Raw genomic sequence first — 21,232 nt, forward strand, 5'->3', positions numbered from 1 at the left:
CAAAAAAATAGGGTTTAAACTAAACTTAAAACTTGAATTTAGTCGAGATTTATCGCCAACTCACGAAATTACATGAAAATATTAATTGCCCCTGACAAGTTTAAAGGCTCCTTGAGCTCTTATGAAGCCGGTAAAGCAATTAAATCGGCATTAGCCTCGACCATACCGGCCGCAGAACTTAGACAAATACCTATGGCGGACGGCGGCGACGGATTGTTAGAGGTCTTACAAGCGACTGGTTCTTATATCAGGAGAGACCTTACTGTTTGCGACCCACTCTTCAGACCTATTGAGGCAAGTTATCTTATCACTAAAAATAATGCTGCCATTATAGAGATGGCGAAAGCCTCTGGCCTTTTACTTCTGAAGACTGAAGAGCGAAATCCCCTGGTCACAAGCTCTTATGGTACCGGTCAACTTATCGAAGATGCTATACAAAAAGGTGCAGTTGATATTACTCTGGGTATTGGAGGAAGCGCAACAAATGATGCTGGAACAGGAATGGCTGCAGCTTTAGGTTTCAGATTCTATGATCAATGGGGCAAAGAGATAGTGCCAATTGGTGAAAATCTTATCAGGATTACAAAGATTGATCATTGTAATGCGATCAATTTAAGCACGATTAACATCAAGGTAGCTTGTGATGTTACCAATGTTTTTCATGGAAAAGATGGAGCAGCATGGGTATTCGGGCCACAAAAGGGCGCAGATGAAAATAGTGTGAGGATATTAGATGAAGGCCTGGACCATCTTGCATCTCTACTAAGAAAAGACTTAGGGGTTGACGTCCAAAGTATTCCAGGGGCCGGAGCAGCGGGCGGACTAGGGGGTGGAGCGATTGCATTTCTTGGAGCCAAATTATTGTCAGGAATTGAATTAATTCTGGAGTATACCCAAGCGGAAGAACTTATTATCGATTCAGACCTGGTTATTACAGGAGAAGGAAAATTGGATCATCAAAGTTTAAATGGCAAAGTGATCTCCGGTATCTCTTCACTTAGTAAGCGCCATAACAAACCATTAATTGTACTTTGCGGAGAAAATGAACTTCTTGAGGAAGAATATAAAGCAGCAGGAATTACACAGGTAAACTCGATAATGGAACATGCAACTGATGCCCTTTCTGCTTTCGATAATTCCCTTTACTGGTTGGAATTTACTACTAAAAAAGCAATAAAAGAGTTTCTATAAAATTCGAGAAACGAGCCCAAGGTCACTATAGTATAAAACTTTCCGGTCTCCCTTCTTTAAATTTGTTCTCATGGAAGTTTTCGAGCTTCTGCAGCAAGTAAACTAGTTGCAATTTCTCATTACTATTTAAATTGCCGGCGACTATCTTACTAGCCCTGCGAATTTTTTCCATGTTAGAATCGAGGGAGTCTTTACCCATATCAGTAATAGTCAGAGATCTACTTCTTTTATCAGTTTCCGAGACATCTTCCCTCACAAATCCCCTTGATATTAGTCGGTTTATTATTTGAATACCGGTCGACTTTTCATGGATATTCAAATCGATGAGCTGTTGCTTACTCATACTTCCTTTATGGAGCAGATTCAACAGAAAAACCACTTCGTCTATACTCGCGAAAGGAGAATCAGCGATAGCAAGTTTGCTATACACTTTTGCATATCGAAACAGATGAACCAGAGACGTATTAATAACACTCTCTGCGCTTCTCCCCTCCGACTTCCCTTCCCAGTTTATTTCAAGGTCCTTATCCTGAAGCCTCCCAGGTAGCTTCTTGTGCAACCAATGAGAAAAGTTATTTACATTCTTTTCTCCTTTGAAATCCTGATCAAAGGTTTCGACGTAATTAATTATATCTTTTAGGAGCTGGTAAGTCATTAGAATAAATAAAACTTTTATAAACTAAATATAGAACTAAAATAAACTAAATTTGTTTAATTTTAAAACTATAATACTTAACCGTGGTTTTATACTTAGTTTAAATGATCAGGATGAACAATGCCGCTCTCTATGACCATGTCTCTTACAACTGCAGCAAAGCTGTAACCGGAGAATACAGTACTTCCTTTTTTTCAGCTATTAAATTATTAAGAGTTGATTTAAGGAAGCCAATTTATGCAGTTTACGGAATGGTGAGGCTCGCAGATGAAATTGTTGATACTTTTCATGATTTCGACAAAGAGAACCTCCTTGCTGAATTTAAGAAGGACACCTTCCTCGCCATTACGAATAAGATAAGTCTTAATCCCATTCTTCAAAGTTTTCAGCAGACGGTGCATCGCTATAACATAGATCTTAGTCTGGTGGAAGCATTTTTCAAGAGTATGGAGACTGACTTAAAAAAACAGTACTACCTTAATCGTGATGAATATGAGGAATACATATATGGTTCGGCGGAGGTTGTCGGATTAATGTGCCTCTACATTTTTTGTGATGGAGACAAGAAGCTTTTCGGGGAATTGAAGGAGTATGCACGGGCTTTAGGAGCAGCTTTTCAAAAAATAAACTTCCTCAGAGATCTTCAGGCTGATGTAGAAGACCTTAACCGTGCCTACTTTCCAGGCTTTCAGAAAGGATCATTTAATGAACTACAAAAACAAGCGATTGAAGAAGAAATTGCTTCTGATTTCGAAATGGCTTATAAAGGAATAAAAGGACTGCCGATCAGTGCACGCTTCGGGGTGTACGTAGCTTACAGATACTACCTGGCGTTGTTTAAAAAGGTGAAGAAAGCAAATGCAAATAAAATCATGGAAGAGAGAATACGTATACCAAACCACATGAAACTGGTTATCGTGTTCAAAGCGGGTGTAAGAAATCAGTTAAACTGGATTTAAGAGAGTGGGGCGAACCTTGTCTATATTTTATACTTTTGGAGTTCTATTTTAAGCTGGCATGAACATAAGTGACGTTATATTAGTGGATGAGCACGACAATGAAATTGGGCAGATGGAGAAAATGGAGGCTCATCTAAAAGGTTTACTTCACAGAGCGTTCTCCGTCTTTGTTTTCGACAATCAAGGCAGAATGCTGTTACAGAGAAGGGCTTTGGAGAAATATCATTCTCCCGGTCTTTGGACAAATACCTGCTGCAGCCATCCTGCTCCCGGTGAAAGCAACCTTGCTGCCGCTACCCGCAGACTAAAGGAAGAAATGGGGTTCACCTGTGAACTAAAAGAAATAGGAGCATTCACCTACAGAACAACTTTTGATAATGGCTTGCAGGAATATGAGTTTGATCATTTGTTTACTGGTGAATTTAATAGCTCCTTTGAAACAAATCCGGAGGAGGTAGACAGTTATAAATGGTTAAGTATTGAAGAAATTGACAAGCTATTAAAAGCTTCTCCTGATGATTATACAGTTTGGTTTAAAATTGCCTTCCCCATCGTTAAGTCTTACCTGTATCAATAACAAAAAAATTCAAATCTTCATTTTGCCTTCATCTTGATCAACGAACTTTGAAAAAGATCCTGAAAACATAGGATAGTTTTTGATTTTTTAGAGATTAAGGAACCATAAATAGTGTTTATTTTATGGTGGGGTAAAGGGGAGGTGAAATCTTCCCCTTTTTTAATTCTTCTTATGATTCTTCAACACCCGTAGGTCCAATTTCTTATGGTCTTATAAAGAACCTCTTTTTATTAGGTGGAAAGGGTTCCGGATTTGCTGCTTTTGCTTCTTAAGGATAAGATTTGCAGCGGCACCTCCCATTTTTTCAAAATCAGTTGTTACTACAGAGATATTTAGCAGTCCTTTTAATATCGTATCATTAAAGGAAATAATACCCACATCCTCTCCAATTACCATAGAGGTTTGCTTGACTTTATTGATCAGATCTGCAAGATCAGACTCAGCCAGCGTTATATATAATTCGTTCCGGCCCGGGTTTACCTTTGAAAGGTTCTCCACCTCGAGAAAGCCTTTATCGTGATCTTTACAAAACTCTTTTATGCCCAGACTAATGTCTTTTTGATAGTTCTTGTCAGGAGGAAAGATCACGATGATATCGTCGTACTTCTGCAAGCTTTCAAGGTCGCTTTCCAATGCTTCATAAATATCCCTTTTAAAGTCCTGAAAAATTACACTATGTGCGTCTCCTAACTCTGGAATGTTCTTATCCAGGAGGATGAGCTCATCCTCTGGAATCATGCGAACAAGATCAAGGCCATCTACCTCTTTACCTTTTTTAAGGAAGTAGGGCATGACTACGTAATAGTGATACTTACCCAGACTTGCCTCAATAATCTCACGAAAAAGATCAGTATCATAATGATAGATCTGAAGATCTACTTTTGCTTTCTTCCCTAAAGCTTCCACCAGGGAATAATAAACGTTCTTTTTGTAAGAGCTGAGTTTATTAAATAGTAATAGTACCTTAAGTTTGTTATCCTTTTTATCTGCAATATAGTTACCCCGTCCAGGAACAGTTTCTATAAAAGCTTCGTCCTTTAATAACTTGTAAGCTTTCTCCACGGTATCCCGGGAAATTTTATATTGCTTGCTAAACTCAGAGATAGAAGGAAGCCTCTCTCCTTTTGTCAAAGCTCCTTTTTCAATATTATGAACAATTGCCTGAGCAACCTGCTCTACTTTTGATACTTTACTATTCGGATCTATTTCAATTGTAACAAGGCTCATCTGGACGAAATACTTTAAAGCTTAATTTCCTTAAATAATACTATAACACACTCAATTTGATTGAACCTCTATCTCAGTTCCTCTATTATTTTGCGTCTGCAAAAATAATTTCTTTTTTTATAACCTCGCCAGACAATTTACAGTATAAGCCATTAAATTTCAACTAATTGAAATTCAGAGTTTAGAAAATTAAAAATTACCTCTTAACAAGAAGCTTTTCTTTTTGATAAGATCATTTCAACCCGTGATGAAACAGTTTATTTGCATGGCGATGTTATTTATTGCCCCTCTATTATCGAACGCCCAGATGTCTTACGAAATGGCAGACTCGGTTGCACTTGAAGAAACTTTAGATCTTCTGCCTGCAAATAGTAATAACACCCCTTTTTCCCCATTATCAAAAAAACCTGGTTTTATTAGCCGCTCTGCTCAATATCTTGTACCCGCAGCAATGTTTGGATTTGGAATGGTTGCAAAGAGCAGTCCTGCTCTACAGTCATTCGATCTAAAGATCAGGAGCGAGGTATTGGCAGAAGAAAACCGCCCAATTAGTCGCAAGCTTGAAGATAAGCTTCAATACGTTCCGGCATATTCAGTGTTTGCATTAAATGCACTTGGCCTGAAAAGCGAAAATAAATTCATTGACCGGCTTGCTTTATATGCAATTTCAAATACCATTATGAGTAAAACTGTTCACAAGTTAAAGACAGCAAGTGGCAGACTACGCCCTGATGGATCAAATAATCGCTCTTTTCCTAGTGGACATACAGCAACTGCTTTTTCGACAGCCGAGTTCATGAGGCTGGAATATAAGGATGCTTCGCCTATTTACGGTATTGCCGCTTATACAATTGCTGCAACTACCGGAGCACTGCGTCTTTACCACAATGTACACTGGTTTAGTGATGTTGTTGCGGGTGCTGGAATTGGAATTCTTTCTACAGATCTCACCTATTTTGTTTACCCGAAGGTTAAAAAGTTTGTAAGCAGTAGCATAGGTTTTAAACCGAAGAACCTTCACATTAGTCCGACTTATCAGTCAGGCACAGCTGGTTTGGCAATAGTCTACAACCCAAAATAGCAACAAAATGCTTTGGTTTCTGCCTGAGCTAGTACTTTTGCTGCATGCAAAAGATCAGGAATATCATCTTCGACTATGGGAATGTTATATTTGACATTGATTTCGAAAGGACACAACACTCGTTTACAGAAATTGGAATAAGGAATGTTGAGCTATTTTTCGCTCATACCGGGCATGACCCGATCTTCAATGAGTTTGAAAAAGGCAATATCTCATCAGCTGAGTTCAGAGACGGAATAAGAAGGATTACTGGCAAACCTGATTTGACAGATCTTCAGATTGACAGTGCATGGAACTCTCTGCTGATTGGCATCCCTCCTGTTAATCATGAAATCCTGCTTAAAGCCAAAGACAAGTACCGTACGTTTTTATTAAGCAATATTAATGAGATCCATTTAGATTATATTAACAAGTATCTGAAGATGGAATACCATATAGATACGAATGACGTCTTTTTCGAAAAGGTTTACTATTCCTATCTTGTACGCCTGAGAAAACCAGACCGTGAGATCTTTGAACTTGTGACGCGTGACAGTGATATTCTTCCAGAAGAAACACTATATATTGATGATAGTCCCCAACACTTGAAAACCGCAAGCGAAATGGGGTTTAAAACGTATCTGATGACTAAGGAGGATACCTTGGAGAAATATATGTACCGTGAAGGACTTTTATAAAACTCTGAATGCGACAGTTAAACAAAAGCTAAAAAGTGGTTGTTAATCAGGTATGGAGAATTATCAAACAGTAAGCGAAGCACTGGCTGGACTAAAAACCCGCGGCTTCAATTTGGATTTTAACCTGGCTAACGGAGTGCTGCATAGCAGTTCTGAAAATATAAACTTGCAACCCGAAGATTTCACCATCACAGAACTGTATAGGTTCGAAGGAATGTCAGATCCTGGGGATAATTCCGTTGTTTACGGTATTGAATCAGAAAAATATCATGTTAAAGGAGTATTTGTAAACGGATACGGTGTTTATTCTGATGACATATCCGAGGAATTACTTAAAAAATTGAATACTCCTGGCTAGTAAGATTGTAGTTGGAGGGTTATGATTTTCTATTCTAAGAGATAACCTTCCAACTGCTTTATGAAGATCAATTTTATTTCAGTTAAAGAAAACATCGCTTGTATTAAATCCCTCTACGTTTTTTCTCTTTTGAGAGCAGGGTAAGCTCCCTTCCCATCTGGCCTGTTATTGCTTTGTTTTCCTCTGCCCTTCTGAATAAATAAGGAAGAACTGATTTCACCGGGCCGTAAGGAACATACTTTACTACATTATATCCATGAAAGGCTAAATTAAAACTTAGGTTATCACTCATTCCAAGCAATTGCGCAAAATAGATATTGGGATGGTCTTCAGGTAAGTTATGCTTTTTCATTAGCTCAGTAAGGATCATGCAGCTAGCCTCATTATGGGTTCCGGCAATAAAGGCAAGGTCTTTCAAATTTTCTACACAGAAAACCAGTGCTTCATTAAATGCTTTATCAGTATCCTCTTTAGTATTATAAATTGGAGAAGGAAGTTTTTCCCTTTCAGCCCGGGCGCGCTCTTTTTCCAAATAGGCTCCACGAACCAATTTTGCCCCCAAAATAAATCCTTCACGCTCGGCAAGGAATAGGTCAGACTGCAAACTGGCCAACTTGTTGTTCCGGTATAACTGATACGTATTGTAAACAATTGCCTGGTCGCGGTTGTACAATCGCATCATATCTAAAGCTATTGCATCCGCGCCTTTCTGAATCCATGACTCTTCTGCATCAAACATTACAGGTACTTCTAAATCATAAGCTGTTTTGCAGATATTGTTTATGCGGCCTTTAGCCTTGAAATATTCTACCTGCTCAGCATTAGAAAGAGGTTTTCCGGAACTTACTTTTTCCAGAAGTTTAAAACGAACAACCCCACTAGGCTTAAAAACTGCAAAAGGAATGCGACGGTCATTTTTAGCGTGACGAATAGTTTTAATGATCTCATCAGCAGTAAAGCTATAGCTGTTTTCGCCAATGGCACCCTCTACAGAATAATCAAGGATAGCTCCTACATAGCCTTTATCCAATTGCCTAATGCTCTCCTCACACTCCTCTATAGTTTCGCCACCACAGAACTGCTTATAAAGTGTTTTTTTCACCAATGAGGTAATGGGTAGACCCAGCCTTAAAGCCGGCTCGATCAGACGGGGAGCTAAGTTTGCCAGGATTCCATTGTTCATCAACTTGAACAAGCGGTAAGCCTGCTTCAGTTCACCATCACCCTTTTGCCTGAAAGCAATTTCAGTATTTTCAAAATTTAACAAAGCCTATTAATTGAGAAATCAAATGTAAAAATTAACATTGCATTCAAATAATCCCGAAGCGATCTATCGTGTAAGGGGATCGTAAATAAAACATCAAACTGCTAAATTCTTCTTAAGTTTGCACTATGATAGAGTTTAAACTTGAAGGCGAATTTATCCCTTTAATTCAAATGCTAAAAGCAACCAATTTAGTACAAACCGGGGGTGAAGCGCAGATTGTAGTGAGCGAAGGGCTGGTGAAATATAACGGCGAAGTTGATACAAGAAAACGTCTGAAAGTTAAACGCGGAGATGTGGTTGAGTTTGAAAACAATAAAATCATTGTAAAATAATATGCTTCCAATACCAAGTAACGGTTATTCCGTTTTCTTCGACACTGACCTTAAAGAGCTTAAAAACCTGCTTCAGAGTTCCAATTATACTAAGATATTTTTTCTTACTGATACTAATACATCCGAACACTGCCTTCCGGTGATTCAAAAATATATTCCTGAGTTGGATACTTACGATATTATTGAGGTAGATCCTGGAGAGGAAAATAAGAATATTGACTATTGTATCGGTGTATGGCAGAACCTTCTTGATTTTGGAGCAGACAGGAATAGTCTAATGATCAATCTAGGAGGAGGTGTTATCACCGATATGGGAGGTTTCGCGGCATCTACGTTTAAACGGGGTATAGATTTCATTCAAATTCCGACTACCTTACTTTCGCAGGTTGATGCCTCTGTAGGAGGAAAGACGGGAATAGATCTGGGAAGTGTTAAAAATATTGTAGGTACATTTGCCCAGCCCAAGGCTGTTTTTATTTCTGCAGAATTCCTTAAGACCCTTGACAAACGTCAACTTGTCTCAGGCTTTGCTGAAGTGGTTAAACATGGTTTTATTGCAGATAAAGATTACCTGGCCCAATTAAAGGAAATTAGCCCTGAAAGTATTACTCCAGAGTTAGTTTATCATTCCATTGAGATTAAGAACCATGTTGTAACCACTGATCCCTTTGAAAAAGGCCTGCGCAAAACTTTAAACTTCGGACACACCATTGGTCATGCCATAGAAAGCTATTCCTTACAGCACGACAAAAACTCATTGCTTCACGGCGAGGCAATTGCCGCTGGTATGATCTGCGAAGCCTTTTTATCACACAAATACAACACTTTAAGTGAAAATGGCCTGAATGAGTTGATCACCATTATCAGGCCTATCTTCCCTGACTATTCTTTCAGCAAGGACACCTATCCGGAGATCCTTGAGTTTATGAAGAACGATAAAAAGAATACCTCAGGAAACATTGGTTTTGCACTACTTAAAGAGCTTGGTAATTGTGACTATAATAATTACCTGACTGAAGATAAGATCATCGAAAGCCTCGATTTTTATAATGAGCTTATTGCTTAAGTATTAAAACCCTGTGGATTTCTTCTTACAGGGTTTCTTTTTTCTACCTTCCTCAGCCTTATTCAAGCGTCCCCAGTTATTATTGTGGTATAGTTCCAAACTTAAAATTTTGCTACTTGTCTCTTACTTATGGAGAATGATAATCAGAAACTTCCCCCTATGGCAAGTGTGGTAGAGCGAAATATAAAAGCTTTACTAGAAAGGGAAAAAAATGAGGAAGCAAAAGAAAGTTACCAGGATAAGATCGCGGATAAGATCACCAAATTTACAGGGAGCATGCTTTTTGTGTACATTCACTTTCTTCTGATTGGGCTTTGGATACTTTGGAACGTAAATCTACTTGGGCTGAAGCCATTTGATCCATCGTTCGTAATTCTAGCGATGGCGGCTTCGGTAGAAGCAATCTTCCTTTCAACCTTTGTTCTTATATCTCAGAACAGGGCAGCCCGCCTTGCAGACAAAAGAGCTGAACTTGAATTGCAGGTGAATCTTCTTGCTGAACATGAAATTACAAAACTAATTGCAATGGTTTCTACGATAGCCCGGAAATTAGACATTCAGGACTTTGACCAAAAAGAGATAGAAGACCTGGCGAAGGACGTACATCCGGAGAAGGTACTGGATTTTATAGAAGGGTCTAAAAAAAACCAGGAAAAATAGTCTATACGTATTTCTTTCGCCTCCCGTACATTTACGTGTATTCCCTACACTAACAAACAAATAAAATCCCGGACCCGTTCTTCTGATGGAGGACAATATGAAGATCAAGCCGATAAATGAATGCCCGGTGCCGAAGGGCTTATTATTAGTAATAGGGGGAAAGGAGAATCGCGGAGAAGAGCCGGAAAAAGAAGTACAAAAAGACAACCCGGAAAGACTAGAGATTTTAAAAACCTTTATCAAGCTGACAGGCAAAAATGCTCCCGTTATTGAAGTGATCAGTACGGCAAGCAGCCTGCCTGATGAGCTATTTAAGGAGTATAACAAAGCATTCACAGAACTTGGTGCCAAAGAAGTTAATCAGATACATCACGAAAACAGGGATAATGCTTTAAAAGAGTCGGAAAGCTGTATTGAACGAATTAAAAAAGCAGATGGCATTTTTTTCACTGGAGGCGACCAGCTAAAGCTTACCACAATCTATGGCGGCACCCCTCTCCTCTTTGAGCTTAAGATCCGCTACATACGAGATGGAGCACTTATTGCAGGAACGAGTGCTGGCGCAATGGCCCTTTCCACTCCTATGATCTACGCGGGAAACGAAGATGTACAGCAAATAAGCGGGGAAATTAAAATAACTACAGGCCTGGAGTTCCTGAAAGATGTTTGTATTGACACTCATTTCGTAGACCGTGGTCGCTTTGTCAGAATGGCCCAGGTTATAGCTACTAACCCCGCCTGTGTAGGTCTGGGGATTGAAGAAGATACGGCATTGATAGTAAGAAATGGCTTGGAAGCGGAAGTAATCGGAAGCGGAGTTGTGGTTGTAATTGACGGGCAGCAAATAAAGAGTTCTAATATCCTTAACCACGGGGAATATGCCTCTGTTTCTATTAAAGGTCTTCAAGTGGATTTACTTTCGCGCGGTGACAAATATGTCATTCCTCAAACAAATCCTCCTCACATTTAATTTTTTTGGCATTATACATGCCAGCAAAGGTTTACTATGGAAAAAAAAGACATTCAGGCTCTTGATTGGAATCGTATACTTCTTGGAGAAGCCCCGGCAGAGTTCCTGTTAGAAGTTCTCATCAGGTCAGCCATTATCTATCTGGCGCTGCTTATTATTGTCCGGCTGCTGGGTAAAAGGATGAGCGGACAACTTACCCTATCAGAAACTGCTGTTATGGTAACCTTGGGAGCTATTATTTCTTCCCCCATGCAAGATCCACAGAAAGGCATACTCGAGGGCATACTAGTACTCATTATTGCCTTACTCTTTTATAGAGGTTTCAATCTCTGGGGCTATAATAGTTCAACTTTTGAAAAAATAAGTCAGGGGCATTCCAGCTTGCTGGTAAAGGATGGGAAGATTCATCTCGAGGGCTTGAATGAGACAAGACTAACACGGCAGGAACTGTTTGCACAATTGCGCCGACGCGACATCTATAACCTTGGAACAGTCAAAAGGGCTTATCTTGAAGGATGTGGTGTTATGAGTATTTTTAAGGAAGATAATGTAAAACCGGGTTTACCGCTACTTCCCGAAAAAGATCAGGAGCTGGGAGATTATTTACAAAAAGACCATTTGGTAGCATGCTTTAATTGTGGAAATACATCTATCCACGCTGATAATAATTGTGAAAATTGCGGCCAAAAGCAATGGACCGTAGCAGTGACCAAGTAAGCACATTTAAAAAAAGTATTTTCTTATGGAACCATATCAAATCCATCTTGATGATTGGAGACGAATATTAATCGGGGAAGTCCCTGGAGGCTTTTTTATTGAGCTAATCATCCGAACACTATTTATATATATCCTTCTAATGATTTCCATGCGATTAATGGGAAAAAGAATGGCCTCTCAACTGAGTAGAAATGAGCTTATAGCGATGGTGTCTTTGGCCGCTGCAATAGGGGTACCACTAATGACTCCAGAAAGAGGCCTTTTACCGTCTGTTGTGATTGCAGTTATTGTGGTGTCGGTACAATGGATTGTCACCTTACTAAACGGCAAATCACAAAAGATTGAAGCCATCACTCAGGACAAACTATCGATCCTGGTTTCGGATGGGAAGATGGATCTGGCTAAAATGAAGAATAACAGGATCACCCGGGAGCGTTTGTTTGCTCAGCTCAGATCAAATTCGATAACAAGTCTTGGACAAGTTAAACGATTGTACCTGGAGGCAAGCGGCTCCTTTACTCTCGTAAAAGAGAAAGAGCCACAACCAGGTCTCTCTATCCTACCGCAGTATGATAGGGAATTTCAACAAATGCAAAAAACTGATGCATCAACAGCCGTGTGTAACGAATGCGGAAATCAAAGGACGATGCCAGGCAATACCGAAAGCCCATGTGAACGATGTGGTGAAATTCAATGGAAAGAGGCTTACTTTTAGGTTTTTGACTCGAATAGAGAAATCTAAACCTTTGTATAACAAATAATAACAGCGCATTAAAACAATTTAATTTTTCTAGAGTTATAGTATTAAAACTAATGATTAACAACCAAAGCGATAAACCGGAGAAGTTTGAGCCGAAAGATTCCGTACGCAAAGAGATTAAGCATCCCCAGGATGATGAAGAAGCCGTATTGAAACCTGAGGATTTGGATTATAACAAAGAAGAAGCTAACTTTCAACCGCCTCCAGCAGAATCAAAAGAAACAAGTGAACAACCCGTGCAACCTGTTAAGGATGCACCAAAAGATATTTAAGATTTATCCTGCTCAACAGGATAGTTTTTCATAGGTAGATGTAGCGGTCGGGAGGTTCCCGACCGTTCGTTTTTTAAAGATCAATTTGTTCAATCCGCAATCGTTTTCTGCTATTTTTTACAAATGTGTAAATAGAACTGTTTAAAAACGAAAATTATCCAAAGAGAAATCTTCTCATTCATGAGAATTTCTTAACTTTACAAACATCTACTTTCAAGTCTACCACTATGAAAAAAACATTTACCCTTGTTATGGTAATGCTATTGCCATTCCTTACATTTTCCCAACGTAATTATTACAAGTTCAGCTTTGGTCTGGGTGCAGGCCTTACAAAGAATCAGGGAGATTTACCCAGCTCAAGCTCAAAAGATCTTGTTTCTGCCAATGCGGATTACTTTTTTAGCCCATATGTGCAAAGCGGTTTAGAAATGCAGTCGGGTAAATTTTACGGGGCAGGAAATGATTCCCGCTTTTACCAAAATCATTTTAAATCACTCTTCTTCGTTACCCGTGTTCATGCCGGACAATTTATGCGTCAACGGGGATATCCTACCGGAAGCAAAGCTATCGTCCAAAATATTGTAAAAGGAGTATTCGCAGGTACAGGGGTTGGCATAGTTGCAAGCAATCAGAAAAATATCTTCAGGGATATAAATAATGAGAGTACTTATGGTGCAGATAAGAGCATTGATCCGGCCATTCCTGTTACTATTGGGATTGATAATTCAGGCTTTGATTCCCGCCTCATTACCGGAATTTCTTATCAGGCTCATTTTACAATGGGCGATCAGCTTGACGGGTACTCTCCGGCAGGTAGCAAGCGTGATTTCTATAGTGCGGTAACATTGAGTGTAAAATTCAGGTTTGGAGCAGTAGGAATTTACTAAGTCGTTAAATAAATTGCAATGATGATAAAGGGCCTCTGATTTATCAGGGGTTTCTTTTTTAATAACTTTGATACTAATCAGAGGTGAGGAGACTTGCAATGGAATTTTATGCTTCCTTCATTTGCAGAGATACCAGTCGAAGTCTCCCATTCCTGTTGTTTATTTAGCACTACCGGGCATCATCACATGTACTCCAACCTGGACATTTTCCAGATCTCGGGCATTTATACACTTCCAATAGGCCCCCCTGTGCATTTTGGTTCTTTTGGCACATTTTTATACCTATTAGTGAACATCTACTTATAAAACACACACATCCTATGAGAAAAAACTCTACCCTATTACTTCTATTCATATTTCCCCCGGTCTTATTTGCGCAAAAAGACTATCGTAAAATTAGTATAGGAGCCGGAGCGGGAATCACCCAAATGCGCGGAGACCTTCAATCATCCCAGGCGAAAAGGACTTATCTTGCCAACGCAGAATACTATTTCAGCCCTTATTTAGCAGGAGTGTTGGAAGGCCAAGCTGGCACCATGTCAGGCCAGGATATAGGGAACAAACGCCAATTCAGCAATAGCTACAGGACAGGCTCCCTAAGCGTGAAACTATACATGGGTGAGTTTACGGATAACTATAGTAGCCACCATTCCGGCCAATCGAGTTTTAGCAAAGCGATAGCCGGTCTGTTTGCCTCCGCTGGTCTGGGAATCATTCGAAATAATCAAACTCAGATCTACCGTCAGGCAAATAATCCTGTTTTTGGAGGATCTAACACGAACAAGGATGTTTTCGTACCTTTAAGTACAGGAATAGACAATTCAGGGTTTGGACAAAGAGTAATAGCTTCAATTCGTTACCAATACAATTTTGTTTTAGGCGATCAGGTTGACGGATACTCTACTCCCGGAAGCAGGAATGACATGTACAATACGCTGACGATTAGTTTGAAATATAAGTTCGGTCCTACTAGGTTCTTCTAAGCGGAAAGCTGTGATGGGTTGGAAAGGTAAATAATAATTGAAACCCCATACTCTAACTTTCGTTAAACCCATTATTTGCTTTTTTACAATGAACGCTCTTCTTCAAAAGGTATGGCAGGACCAGGTTTACAGATTTTTAATCCTGTTGGCAGGCTCCTTTGCCTTTCTTTACTATTTAAATTTACTACTGATTGGCCTAAGTGCCAAAGGTGGAGCTTTATATGCTCCGTTCCTGCAGAAGCATTTTGATTATATTTCCGGCTTAAGGCATATCCTTATACAAACCAGCGAATGGATATTGCAGAAATTTGGATACACTACTTTTAGTACTGACTTCTGGTTGCGGGTATCGGGACACGGAGGGGTGATAATTGTTTATTCGTGCCTGGGATACGGGATCATGAGCTTTTTTACCGCCTTTGTAGTTGCTTGGCCAAAGCCCTTGCAGTCTAAACTATGGTTCCTTCCCGCAGGGCTTCTACTGATCCAAATGATGAATATTATACGCTTCATTATGCTTGCTCTTTACTGGAGAGGATCCATATTCAGAGGTGTAATTGATCATCATGACCTATTCAATATCATTCTATACCTGATATTACTTGGCTTTATCTATTTTTGGGCACGAAAAACCCGTGAGGATAATTTGAATTCGATGGAGGGTTCATCGTAGTATTAAAAAGCAAGGAAATAGAATGCGCAAAACAGACTTATCGCGATACAATAATTCATGGTACTCACCAAAAGCAGGGCCAATTAAGCGATTGTTATGGATATGGATCAATGCACTTTTCATCAAATCACATATTTTTTTTTCGAGCGGCATCAAAGTGTTCTTCCTTAAACTTTTCGGGGCGAAGATCGGAAAGGGTGTAAATATAAAACCTGGAGTAAGTGTAAAATACCCCTGGCTGCTTGAGGTGGGTAATTATGTTTGGATCGGCGAAGATGTTTGGATCGATAATCTTACCGAGACCAGGATTGGAGACAATGCATGCATATCACAGGGTGCATTATTACTTACCGGAAACCATAATTTCAAGAAAGAAGAATTTGATTTGATCGTAGGTGGAATCGTATTAGAAGAAGGGGTTTGGATTGGGGCTAAAGCAACAGTCTGTCCAGGTGTGGTTTGTGCTTCTCACAGTATCCTTACTGTTGGTTCTGTGGCCACTAAAAATCTCGAGGCTTATTCTGTTTATCAAGGTAATCCTGCTATAAAAATAAGAGAACGGGTAATGGCTTATTAGCCGCTCTCTTATTTTCACGTAGATTTATCCTTCAATCGCTTTCCATAACATATCCTTCAGCTCCATTAAGCCTTTTTGTGCTACCGATGAGATAAATACACAGGGAAGTTCAGGAAATTCCTGTTTCATCTCTTGCATCAATTCTTCATCCAATAAATCAGATTTACTTACTGCAAGCACTCTTGGCTTATGCATTAGCTCGGGATTATATTCCTCCAGCTCATGCAATAATATCTCATATTCTTCCTTAATACTCCGGCTGGTATCAGCGGGGACCAGGAAAAGAAGGACAGAGTTTCGTTCTATATGACGCAAGAAGCGTAGTCCCAATCCCTTACCTTTTGATGCCCCTTCAATTATCCCGGGAATATCAGCCATTACGAAGGATCTATTACTACGGTATGAAACTATACCCAGGTTTGGAACAATTGTAGTGAAGGGATAATCTCCTATTTCTGGTTTAGCTGCTGAAACTACAGACAGCAAGGTTGACTTACCAGCATTTGGAAAACCAACTAACCCAACATCTGCCAGCACCTTTAATTCCAAAACTATCCACTCTTCCTTACCAGGTTCTCCTGGCTGAGCGAAGCGCGGTGTTTGTAAAGTAGGCGTTTTAAAATGCCAGTTTCCTTGTCCGCCCCTGCCACCGGCAGTTAAAACTTTCGTTTCTCCATCCTGAGTTATTTCAAAAAGGACCTCCCCTGTTTCTGCATTCTTTGCGATGGTACCAAGAGGAACTTCGAGAATTTCATCCTTACCATTCTTACCTGTTCTAAGGGCACTTCCCCCTGATTCTCCGTTTTCCGCGATAACATGCTTTCTGTACTTTAAATGAAGTAAAGTCCATATGTGGGTACTCCCCTTTAAAACGATATGACCTCCACGCCCTCCGTCTCCGCCATCCGGGCCACCCTTAGCTGTGTGCTTGTCCCGGTGTAAATGAGAAGAACCAGAACCTCCGTGTCCTGAACGACAACAGATCTTTACGTAATCAACGAAATTTGAACCTTGCGACATCTTTTAGCCTTTGAGGAGATTTTGTATTGGTGATAAGCTACTCAGCCCTGATACATTTTAAGCAACACCTGTGTTTTAGATACAAAAAAGCGGATAGAAGGTTCTCTTCATATCCGCTAAATATCTGATTGGTAAATATTAGAAAGAATCGATAACTTTTGTTAGCTCATCGAAAATACCTTCAATGCTACCAATTCCATTAATACTTACATATTTACCCTGTGATTTGTAGAAGTTAGCTACAGGAGCAGTTTTAGTGTTGTACTCTTCTATACGTTTGCGGATGATCTCAGGATTTGCATCGTCTGGGCGGCCTGAATCTTTACCGCGTAATAATAAGCGAGTCTCTAGTTCCTGGTCGTTCACTTCAAGGGCAACCATGCCTGAGATAGCTGTTTCTTTCGAATTCAGAAGAACATCCAGGGCTTCTGCTTGTGCAACTGTTCTAGGAAACCCGTCAAAAATAAAACCCTTCGCATCTTTATTTGCATCAAGCTTATTACTGATCATTCCAATAACCACTTCATCAGGAACCAGGACACCTTGATCCATCAACTTTTTAGCTTCAAGTCCAAGTTCAGTTCCATTTGCGATTTCGTTTCTTAGAATATCTCCTGTTGACAGGTGAACAAGCTGGTATTTTTCAATAAGCTTTTGGGATTGAGTTCCCTTACCGGCACCCGGAGGGCCAAATAACACTAGATTAAGCATTCAGATTGTTATTCGAAATTGATTTAAAATTAAAAAGCCTTTCCGATACTGGACGAAAAGGCTTTTATTTATTTGTGGACTTGAAGGGAGTCGAACCCCTAACCTTCTGATCCGTAGTCAGATGCTCTATCCAATTAAGCTACAAGTCCGTTTCTTTATTGTGCTGCAAAGATAGCGCTTGTTTCGTAAGAATGAAATTCTTTTTAAGTTTTTTTTAACTCTTAGCCCCATATAGGGGCTAAGTAACTGAAAAACAAAGAAAAAAAAAATTCAATTAATTTCCCTGTTTACCCTTTCCCTGATGGGGTTTAGCGATAGAATCGCGCATCTCGGTATCAGACTTCAGGTTTTCCATTTTGTAATAATCCATTATCCCCAGATTTCCTGAGCGAAAGGCTTCTGCCATTGCTAAAGGTAGCTGGGCCTCTGCCTCTATTACTTTTGCCCTTGCTTCCTGTGCTTTTGCACGCATCTCCTGTTCTAAGGCCACTGCCATCGCTCTACGCTCTTCAGCTCTGGCATTTGCCACCTTCAGGTCAGCTTCAGCCTGGTCAGCCTGCAATTTAGCTCCGATATTATCACCAATGTCAATATCGGCAATATCAATAGAAAGAATTTCGAAGGCTGTACCACTGTCAAGACCCTTGTCTAATACAACCTTTGAAATCCTGTCAGGGTTCTCAAGAACTTGCTTATGGTTGGTCGAGGAACCAATTGTGGTAACAATACCTTCTCCTACTCTGGCTAATATAGTCTCCTCTCCGGCTCCACCTACCAGCTGATTAATATTTGCCCTTACTGTTACTCTTGCCTTTGCAACTAGTTGGATACCATCTTTAGCTACAGCAGCCACCGGAGGAGTATTTATAACCCGGGGATTTACAGATAACTGAACTGCATCAAACACATCACGACCTGCCAGATCGATTGCTGTTGCCAGTTTAAAATCAAGGGGAATATTCGCTTTATCAGCAGAAATTAACGCTTTAATTACGTTATTTACATTACCACCTGCCAAAAAATGCGTTTCTATATCATTCGAAGTAATGTTTAGCCCAGCCTTAGTAGAAGTTATCATGGCATTTACAACCAGTGAAGGTGATACTTTTCTTAATCGCATCAGGAACAAATTCAGAAGGCTAACCCTTACTCCAGAAAGCTGAGCAGTAAACCAAAGGTTCACCGGCAGGACGTATAAGAATATAAAAAGAGCAATTACAGCTCCAACTACTGTTAATAATAAAGATGTGTTATCCATTATGAAAGATTTATGTTGTTAAATTTTCTTGTAAAGCTTATTGTATAAAACTACAGTTTATCGTCATAAACTTAAAATAAATCCCTTACCAAACGCTATTTAGATATTAATCCTTTCATCTGTTTATCCAACAGCTTAAAGCCTTCCTCCAGGCTTTTGGGAGAATAGCCCAAAGTACGGGTAGCTTTATCAAGGATAAAACCGGTTTTCAGAGGTCTTACGGCTTCCTGATTAAGGGATTTAGAAGAGACGGGGGAAATTAAAGATTTATCGAGTCGCCAGAAATCAGCAACTCTCTCAGCCATTTCAAGTATGGTTACGGTATCCTTACCCGAGATGTGATAAATTCCTTGTGCTTCCTTTTCCGCGGCAAGTAGACAACCCAAAGCAAGGTCTTCCGCTAAAGTGGGAGTTCTCCATTGATCATTAACTACTTTTATTGGGGTTCCTTTTTCAAGTGATGATTTCACCCAAAGCACAATGTTTGAACGACTCATATTTTCGGTCAGGCCATAAACTAATACTGTACGGATAATAGCCCACTTACTGCTGGATTTCCTGACAAGATCTTCTGCATCGAGTTTACTTTCTCCATAATAACTAACTGGATTGGGAGTGGCATCTTCAGTATAGGGCCCGTTCTTTCCATCAAAAACAAAATCAGTCGACAAATGAATGAGATGAATTTTATATCGTTCGCAAACCTCTACGAGATTCTTAACAGCCTCTACATTGACTTTTCTACAGAGATCCCTTTCCACATGGCAGGTATCTACATTGGTAATAGCTGCCGTATTAATAATAACATCCGGCTGGTATAAGGCTATGGCCTTTTCTATTGACCCGGCATCAGAAATATCAACTTCAGCATAGTGATAACCATCCGGAAAGGGATAACGGTTTGGGCCCTTTGAGGTAGCGATAAGTTTTATTGAATCAGAGTTGCGGGCGACAGAGATCAGTTTTTGTCCAAGGAGGCCGTTGCTGCCTGTTATAAGCACTGTTTTCATTTATCCAAAGATGTTAAATCTCTTCAAATATCAACATTGCTGGAATAAAGAAAAAAGTATAGGCAGAAACTCAGCTATCCTCTATATCTAAAACTGCTGGTGATCTTGGTGACACGAGGCGATTAAAATTCCCTGCTTCCTGCACGGGTAATTGCAATAACTACAATTATAAATAGCGCTATTCCAACAATCCATACCCAGGGCTGTGCGTACCAACCTCCGTCGTTTGTATTAATATTCACCTCTACCCTGTCAGGCACTGATGTTTGGGCATAAGCAGTTTCGCCGCCACCGAAAATTATATTGATTGTAATCAGCACTGCCGCCATCCAAATTTCGGCTTTGCCTAGTCGCTTTAAAGTTTTCATAGGTATAAATTTTCACAAGTATTTATACCTATAAAACAATAAACATGCCAGTAAGAGCACAATCCTAATTAACCTTTAATAGCAGACCTAACCTTGCCAGATACGGGCGTTGAGCGTATCAAGTAGCTCTTTTGAAAGCTTGTTGAAATATCTTTTGTTATTGAAACCCATCACCCATTGAATACCACGGGAGGCATTAGTAAGAAACACTTCATCAGCAGCGTTAAGGATCTCGGGATTTATTTGCGCTTCGATCACGGGCATACCCATTTCCTCTGCAATATCCATAACTACCGCTCGCATTACACCTGCGATACATCCTTCACTTAAGGCAGGCGTATAGATCTGTTTATCGTAAAAAACAAACACATTTGAACTCATGGCTTCGCAAAGAAATCCATATTGATTCAGGATAAATACTTCGTCAAGCGAATGCTGCTTACGATACAAGCCCGCCATTACAAAAGGAAGAGAGTTACAGGTCTTATGATTGGAGAGAAAGTTAACAGGCTTTGTTACCTCCTGATATACATCGACGATCAAGCCCCGGGCATTTTGAAGGAAATAGGTTTCATTTGACTTAGTCATTTCAATTGCATAAGCCAGACGATTACTTTCAGGACTGTAAAGCCCATCTCCATCCCTGTACACTGTTATCCGTACCCGTGCGTTATCGCCATACTGATTTCTACTAAGTAGTTCGGCTATTTTCTCTTTCAGGAACTCTGCGTTCATTTGCGAGGCGCCTTCAAACTTTAGGGCATTAAGGCCTTTTTGCAACCGTTCTGCATGCAATTCTGCAAACAACAGCTCTCCTTTGATGACCCGCATGGATTCGAACAAACCATCTCCATATCTGAAACTGCGATTTGATATGGTTAGAACAGCCTGGTCTGCAGGATAAATATTTCCGTTGTAATTGATAAAATTCATAGTCTCCCAGCCGGTCGGGTGAATAGATCTACTTCTAAGTCAC

General features: G+C 39.9%; 26 protein-coding genes and 1 tRNA gene. 17 read left to right on the forward strand and 10 right to left on the reverse strand.

The window, feature by feature from the left end:
• Window positions 1–72 precede the first annotated feature (72 nt).
• Complete coding sequence (locus J4N24_RS05025; protein ID WP_207532561.1) at window positions 73–1,191, forward strand: glycerate kinase family protein; 1,119 nt, start codon at window positions 73–75, stop codon at window positions 1,189–1,191.
• 25 nt (window positions 1,192–1,216) lie between these two features.
• Here the strand turns inward: J4N24_RS05025 and J4N24_RS05030 are convergent, their stop codons facing one another.
• Window positions 1,217–1,846 carry a MarR family winged helix-turn-helix transcriptional regulator gene (locus J4N24_RS05030; protein ID WP_207532562.1) on the reverse strand — a complete coding sequence of 210 codons (630 nt, stop codon included), beginning with the start codon at window positions 1,844–1,846 and terminating at the stop codon, window positions 1,217–1,219.
• 104 nt (window positions 1,847–1,950) lie between these two features.
• Here J4N24_RS05030 and J4N24_RS05035 point away from each other — a divergent pair, with 104 nt between their 5' ends.
• A complete protein-coding gene (locus J4N24_RS05035) occupies window positions 1,951–2,805 on the forward strand; it encodes a phytoene/squalene synthase family protein (protein ID WP_369806196.1) in 855 nt (284 codons plus the stop codon).
• A gap of 58 nt (window positions 2,806–2,863) precedes the next feature.
• Complete coding sequence (gene idi / locus J4N24_RS05040) at window positions 2,864–3,382, forward strand: isopentenyl-diphosphate Delta-isomerase (protein ID WP_207532564.1); 519 nt, start codon at window positions 2,864–2,866, stop codon at window positions 3,380–3,382.
• 210 nt (window positions 3,383–3,592) lie between these two features.
• On the opposite strand, the gene J4N24_RS05045 is transcribed toward idi, so the two are convergent.
• The gene (locus J4N24_RS05045; RefSeq protein WP_207532565.1) at window positions 3,593–4,609 is read right to left on the reverse strand and encodes a GntR family transcriptional regulator; all 1,017 of its coding nucleotides are present in this window, start codon (window positions 4,607–4,609) and stop codon (window positions 3,593–3,595) included.
• 247 nt (window positions 4,610–4,856) lie between these two features.
• Here J4N24_RS05045 and J4N24_RS05050 point away from each other — a divergent pair, with 247 nt between their 5' ends.
• The 3 genes from J4N24_RS05050 to J4N24_RS05060 are packed head-to-tail and all read left to right on the forward strand — an operon-like array spanning window position 4,857 to window position 6,725.
• A complete protein-coding gene (locus tag J4N24_RS05050; RefSeq protein WP_207532566.1) occupies window positions 4,857–5,690 on the forward strand; it encodes a phosphatase PAP2 family protein in 834 nt (277 codons plus the stop codon).
• A gap of 44 nt (window positions 5,691–5,734) precedes the next feature.
• Entirely contained in the window at window positions 5,735–6,367 is a 633-nt protein-coding gene (locus J4N24_RS05055) for an HAD family hydrolase (protein WP_207532567.1), read from the forward strand.
• A 52-nt stretch (window positions 6,368–6,419) separates the two neighbouring features.
• Window positions 6,420–6,725, forward strand: a complete 306-nt coding sequence (locus J4N24_RS05060; protein WP_207532569.1) for a phosphoribosylpyrophosphate synthetase — start codon at window positions 6,420–6,422, stop codon at window positions 6,723–6,725.
• A gap of 103 nt (window positions 6,726–6,828) precedes the next feature.
• On the opposite strand, the gene J4N24_RS05065 is transcribed toward J4N24_RS05060, so the two are convergent.
• Window positions 6,829–7,992, reverse strand: coding sequence for a proline dehydrogenase family protein (locus tag J4N24_RS05065; protein ID WP_242691518.1), 1,164 nt, complete (start codon window positions 7,990–7,992; stop codon window positions 6,829–6,831).
• 125 nt (window positions 7,993–8,117) lie between these two features.
• Between J4N24_RS05065 and J4N24_RS05070 the strand changes: the two genes are divergently transcribed.
• From J4N24_RS05070 to J4N24_RS05120, 11 genes are all read left to right on the forward strand, one after another.
• Complete coding sequence (locus J4N24_RS05070) at window positions 8,118–8,324, forward strand: RNA-binding S4 domain-containing protein (RefSeq protein ID WP_207532570.1); 207 nt, start codon at window positions 8,118–8,120, stop codon at window positions 8,322–8,324.
• A 1-nt stretch (window position 8,325) separates the two neighbouring features.
• The gene (gene aroB, locus J4N24_RS05075) at window positions 8,326–9,390 is read left to right on the forward strand and encodes a 3-dehydroquinate synthase (RefSeq protein WP_207532572.1); all 1,065 of its coding nucleotides are present in this window, start codon (window positions 8,326–8,328) and stop codon (window positions 9,388–9,390) included.
• Window positions 9,391–9,519: 129 nt separating this feature from the next.
• On the forward strand, window positions 9,520–10,050 hold the full coding sequence (locus J4N24_RS05080) for a DUF1003 domain-containing protein (RefSeq protein ID WP_207532574.1): 531 nt from the start codon (window positions 9,520–9,522) through the stop codon (window positions 10,048–10,050).
• A gap of 97 nt (window positions 10,051–10,147) precedes the next feature.
• Window positions 10,148–11,020: a cyanophycinase gene (locus J4N24_RS05085; RefSeq protein WP_207532576.1), complete on the forward strand. Its 873-nt coding sequence runs from the start codon at window positions 10,148–10,150 to the stop codon at window positions 11,018–11,020.
• Window positions 11,021–11,056: 36 nt separating this feature from the next.
• Window positions 11,057–11,737: a DUF421 domain-containing protein gene (locus J4N24_RS05090; protein WP_207532578.1), complete on the forward strand. Its 681-nt coding sequence runs from the start codon at window positions 11,057–11,059 to the stop codon at window positions 11,735–11,737.
• Window positions 11,738–11,762: 25 nt separating this feature from the next.
• Window positions 11,763–12,452, forward strand: coding sequence for a DUF421 domain-containing protein (locus J4N24_RS05095; RefSeq protein ID WP_207532579.1), 690 nt, complete (start codon window positions 11,763–11,765; stop codon window positions 12,450–12,452).
• 98 nt (window positions 12,453–12,550) lie between these two features.
• Window positions 12,551–12,769: a hypothetical protein gene (locus J4N24_RS05100; protein ID WP_207532581.1), complete on the forward strand. Its 219-nt coding sequence runs from the start codon at window positions 12,551–12,553 to the stop codon at window positions 12,767–12,769.
• A gap of 227 nt (window positions 12,770–12,996) precedes the next feature.
• On the forward strand, window positions 12,997–13,656 hold the full coding sequence (locus J4N24_RS05105; RefSeq protein WP_207532583.1) for a hypothetical protein: 660 nt from the start codon (window positions 12,997–12,999) through the stop codon (window positions 13,654–13,656).
• A gap of 320 nt (window positions 13,657–13,976) precedes the next feature.
• Entirely contained in the window at window positions 13,977–14,639 is a 663-nt protein-coding gene (locus tag J4N24_RS05110; protein ID WP_207532584.1) for a hypothetical protein, read from the forward strand.
• A gap of 88 nt (window positions 14,640–14,727) precedes the next feature.
• Window positions 14,728–15,312 (forward strand): exosortase Y, encoded by a 585-nt coding sequence (gene xrtY / locus J4N24_RS05115; RefSeq protein ID WP_207532586.1) that lies wholly within the window; start codon window positions 14,728–14,730, stop codon window positions 15,310–15,312.
• Between the two features lie 22 nt (window positions 15,313–15,334).
• Window positions 15,335–15,889 carry a WcaF family extracellular polysaccharide biosynthesis acetyltransferase gene (locus J4N24_RS05120; protein WP_207532587.1) on the forward strand — a complete coding sequence of 185 codons (555 nt, stop codon included), beginning with the start codon at window positions 15,335–15,337 and terminating at the stop codon, window positions 15,887–15,889.
• A gap of 24 nt (window positions 15,890–15,913) precedes the next feature.
• Here J4N24_RS05120 and obgE read toward each other — a convergent pair whose 3' ends face one another.
• The 7 genes from obgE to J4N24_RS05155 form a co-directional block, all read right to left on the reverse strand.
• The gene (obgE, locus tag J4N24_RS05125; protein WP_207532588.1) at window positions 15,914–16,909 is read right to left on the reverse strand and encodes a GTPase ObgE; all 996 of its coding nucleotides are present in this window, start codon (window positions 16,907–16,909) and stop codon (window positions 15,914–15,916) included.
• Between the two features lie 138 nt (window positions 16,910–17,047).
• Entirely contained in the window at window positions 17,048–17,620 is a 573-nt protein-coding gene (locus tag J4N24_RS05130) for an adenylate kinase (RefSeq protein WP_207532589.1), read from the reverse strand.
• A gap of 75 nt (window positions 17,621–17,695) precedes the next feature.
• A tRNA-Arg gene (locus tag J4N24_RS05135) sits at window positions 17,696–17,769 on the reverse strand.
• A 125-nt stretch (window positions 17,770–17,894) separates the two neighbouring features.
• On the reverse strand, window positions 17,895–18,878 hold the full coding sequence (gene floA / locus J4N24_RS05140) for a flotillin-like protein FloA (protein WP_207532590.1): 984 nt from the start codon (window positions 18,876–18,878) through the stop codon (window positions 17,895–17,897).
• 95 nt (window positions 18,879–18,973) lie between these two features.
• On the reverse strand, window positions 18,974–19,888 hold the full coding sequence (locus tag J4N24_RS05145) for an SDR family oxidoreductase (protein ID WP_207532591.1): 915 nt from the start codon (window positions 19,886–19,888) through the stop codon (window positions 18,974–18,976).
• 122 nt (window positions 19,889–20,010) lie between these two features.
• Window positions 20,011–20,256 (reverse strand): hypothetical protein, encoded by a 246-nt coding sequence (locus J4N24_RS05150; protein WP_207532592.1) that lies wholly within the window; start codon window positions 20,254–20,256, stop codon window positions 20,011–20,013.
• Between the two features lie 87 nt (window positions 20,257–20,343).
• On the reverse strand, window positions 20,344–21,189 hold the full coding sequence (locus tag J4N24_RS05155) for an aminotransferase class IV (protein ID WP_207532593.1): 846 nt from the start codon (window positions 21,187–21,189) through the stop codon (window positions 20,344–20,346).
• Window positions 21,190–21,232: the final 43 nt, after the last annotated feature.

This window comes from Desertivirga arenae, from assembly GCF_017355785.1.
GTDB classification, from domain to species: Bacteria; Bacteroidota; Bacteroidia; order Sphingobacteriales; family Sphingobacteriaceae; genus Desertivirga; species Desertivirga arenae.

Bases quoted from the DNA above. Each gene is read 5' to 3' on its own strand.
- J4N24_RS05025 (WP_207532561.1), top strand. From the start codon at position 73: ATGAAAATATTAATTGCCCCTGACAAGTTTAAAGGCTCCTTGAGCTCT.
- J4N24_RS05030 (WP_207532562.1), bottom strand. From the start codon at position 1,846: ATGACTTACCAGCTCCTAAAAGATATAATTAATTACGTCGAAACCTTT.
- J4N24_RS05035 (WP_369806196.1), top strand. From the start codon at position 1,951: ATGATCAGGATGAACAATGCCGCTCTCTATGACCATGTCTCTTACAAC.
- idi (WP_207532564.1), top strand. From the start codon at position 2,864: ATGAACATAAGTGACGTTATATTAGTGGATGAGCACGACAATGAAATT.
- J4N24_RS05045 (WP_207532565.1), bottom strand. From the start codon at position 4,609: ATGAGCCTTGTTACAATTGAAATAGATCCGAATAGTAAAGTATCAAAA.
- J4N24_RS05050 (WP_207532566.1), top strand. From the start codon at position 4,857: ATGAAACAGTTTATTTGCATGGCGATGTTATTTATTGCCCCTCTATTA.
- J4N24_RS05055 (WP_207532567.1), top strand. From the start codon at position 5,735: ATGCAAAAGATCAGGAATATCATCTTCGACTATGGGAATGTTATATTT.
- J4N24_RS05060 (WP_207532569.1), top strand. From the start codon at position 6,420: ATGGAGAATTATCAAACAGTAAGCGAAGCACTGGCTGGACTAAAAACC.
- J4N24_RS05070 (WP_207532570.1), top strand. From the start codon at position 8,118: ATGATAGAGTTTAAACTTGAAGGCGAATTTATCCCTTTAATTCAAATG.
- aroB (WP_207532572.1), top strand. From the start codon at position 8,326: ATGCTTCCAATACCAAGTAACGGTTATTCCGTTTTCTTCGACACTGAC.
- J4N24_RS05080 (WP_207532574.1), top strand. From the start codon at position 9,520: ATGGAGAATGATAATCAGAAACTTCCCCCTATGGCAAGTGTGGTAGAG.
- J4N24_RS05085 (WP_207532576.1), top strand. From the start codon at position 10,148: ATGAAGATCAAGCCGATAAATGAATGCCCGGTGCCGAAGGGCTTATTA.
- J4N24_RS05090 (WP_207532578.1), top strand. From the start codon at position 11,057: ATGGAAAAAAAAGACATTCAGGCTCTTGATTGGAATCGTATACTTCTT.
- J4N24_RS05095 (WP_207532579.1), top strand. From the start codon at position 11,763: ATGGAACCATATCAAATCCATCTTGATGATTGGAGACGAATATTAATC.
- J4N24_RS05100 (WP_207532581.1), top strand. From the start codon at position 12,551: ATGATTAACAACCAAAGCGATAAACCGGAGAAGTTTGAGCCGAAAGAT.
- J4N24_RS05105 (WP_207532583.1), top strand. From the start codon at position 12,997: ATGAAAAAAACATTTACCCTTGTTATGGTAATGCTATTGCCATTCCTT.
- J4N24_RS05110 (WP_207532584.1), top strand. From the start codon at position 13,977: ATGAGAAAAAACTCTACCCTATTACTTCTATTCATATTTCCCCCGGTC.
- xrtY (WP_207532586.1), top strand. From the start codon at position 14,728: ATGAACGCTCTTCTTCAAAAGGTATGGCAGGACCAGGTTTACAGATTT.
- J4N24_RS05120 (WP_207532587.1), top strand. From the start codon at position 15,335: ATGCGCAAAACAGACTTATCGCGATACAATAATTCATGGTACTCACCA.
- obgE (WP_207532588.1), bottom strand. From the start codon at position 16,909: ATGTCGCAAGGTTCAAATTTCGTTGATTACGTAAAGATCTGTTGTCGT.
- J4N24_RS05130 (WP_207532589.1), bottom strand. From the start codon at position 17,620: ATGCTTAATCTAGTGTTATTTGGCCCTCCGGGTGCCGGTAAGGGAACT.
- floA (WP_207532590.1), bottom strand. From the start codon at position 18,878: ATGGATAACACATCTTTATTATTAACAGTAGTTGGAGCTGTAATTGCT.
- J4N24_RS05145 (WP_207532591.1), bottom strand. From the start codon at position 19,888: ATGAAAACAGTGCTTATAACAGGCAGCAACGGCCTCCTTGGACAAAAA.
- J4N24_RS05150 (WP_207532592.1), bottom strand. From the start codon at position 20,256: ATGAAAACTTTAAAGCGACTAGGCAAAGCCGAAATTTGGATGGCGGCA.
- J4N24_RS05155 (WP_207532593.1), bottom strand. From the start codon at position 21,189: ATGAATTTTATCAATTACAACGGAAATATTTATCCTGCAGACCAGGCT.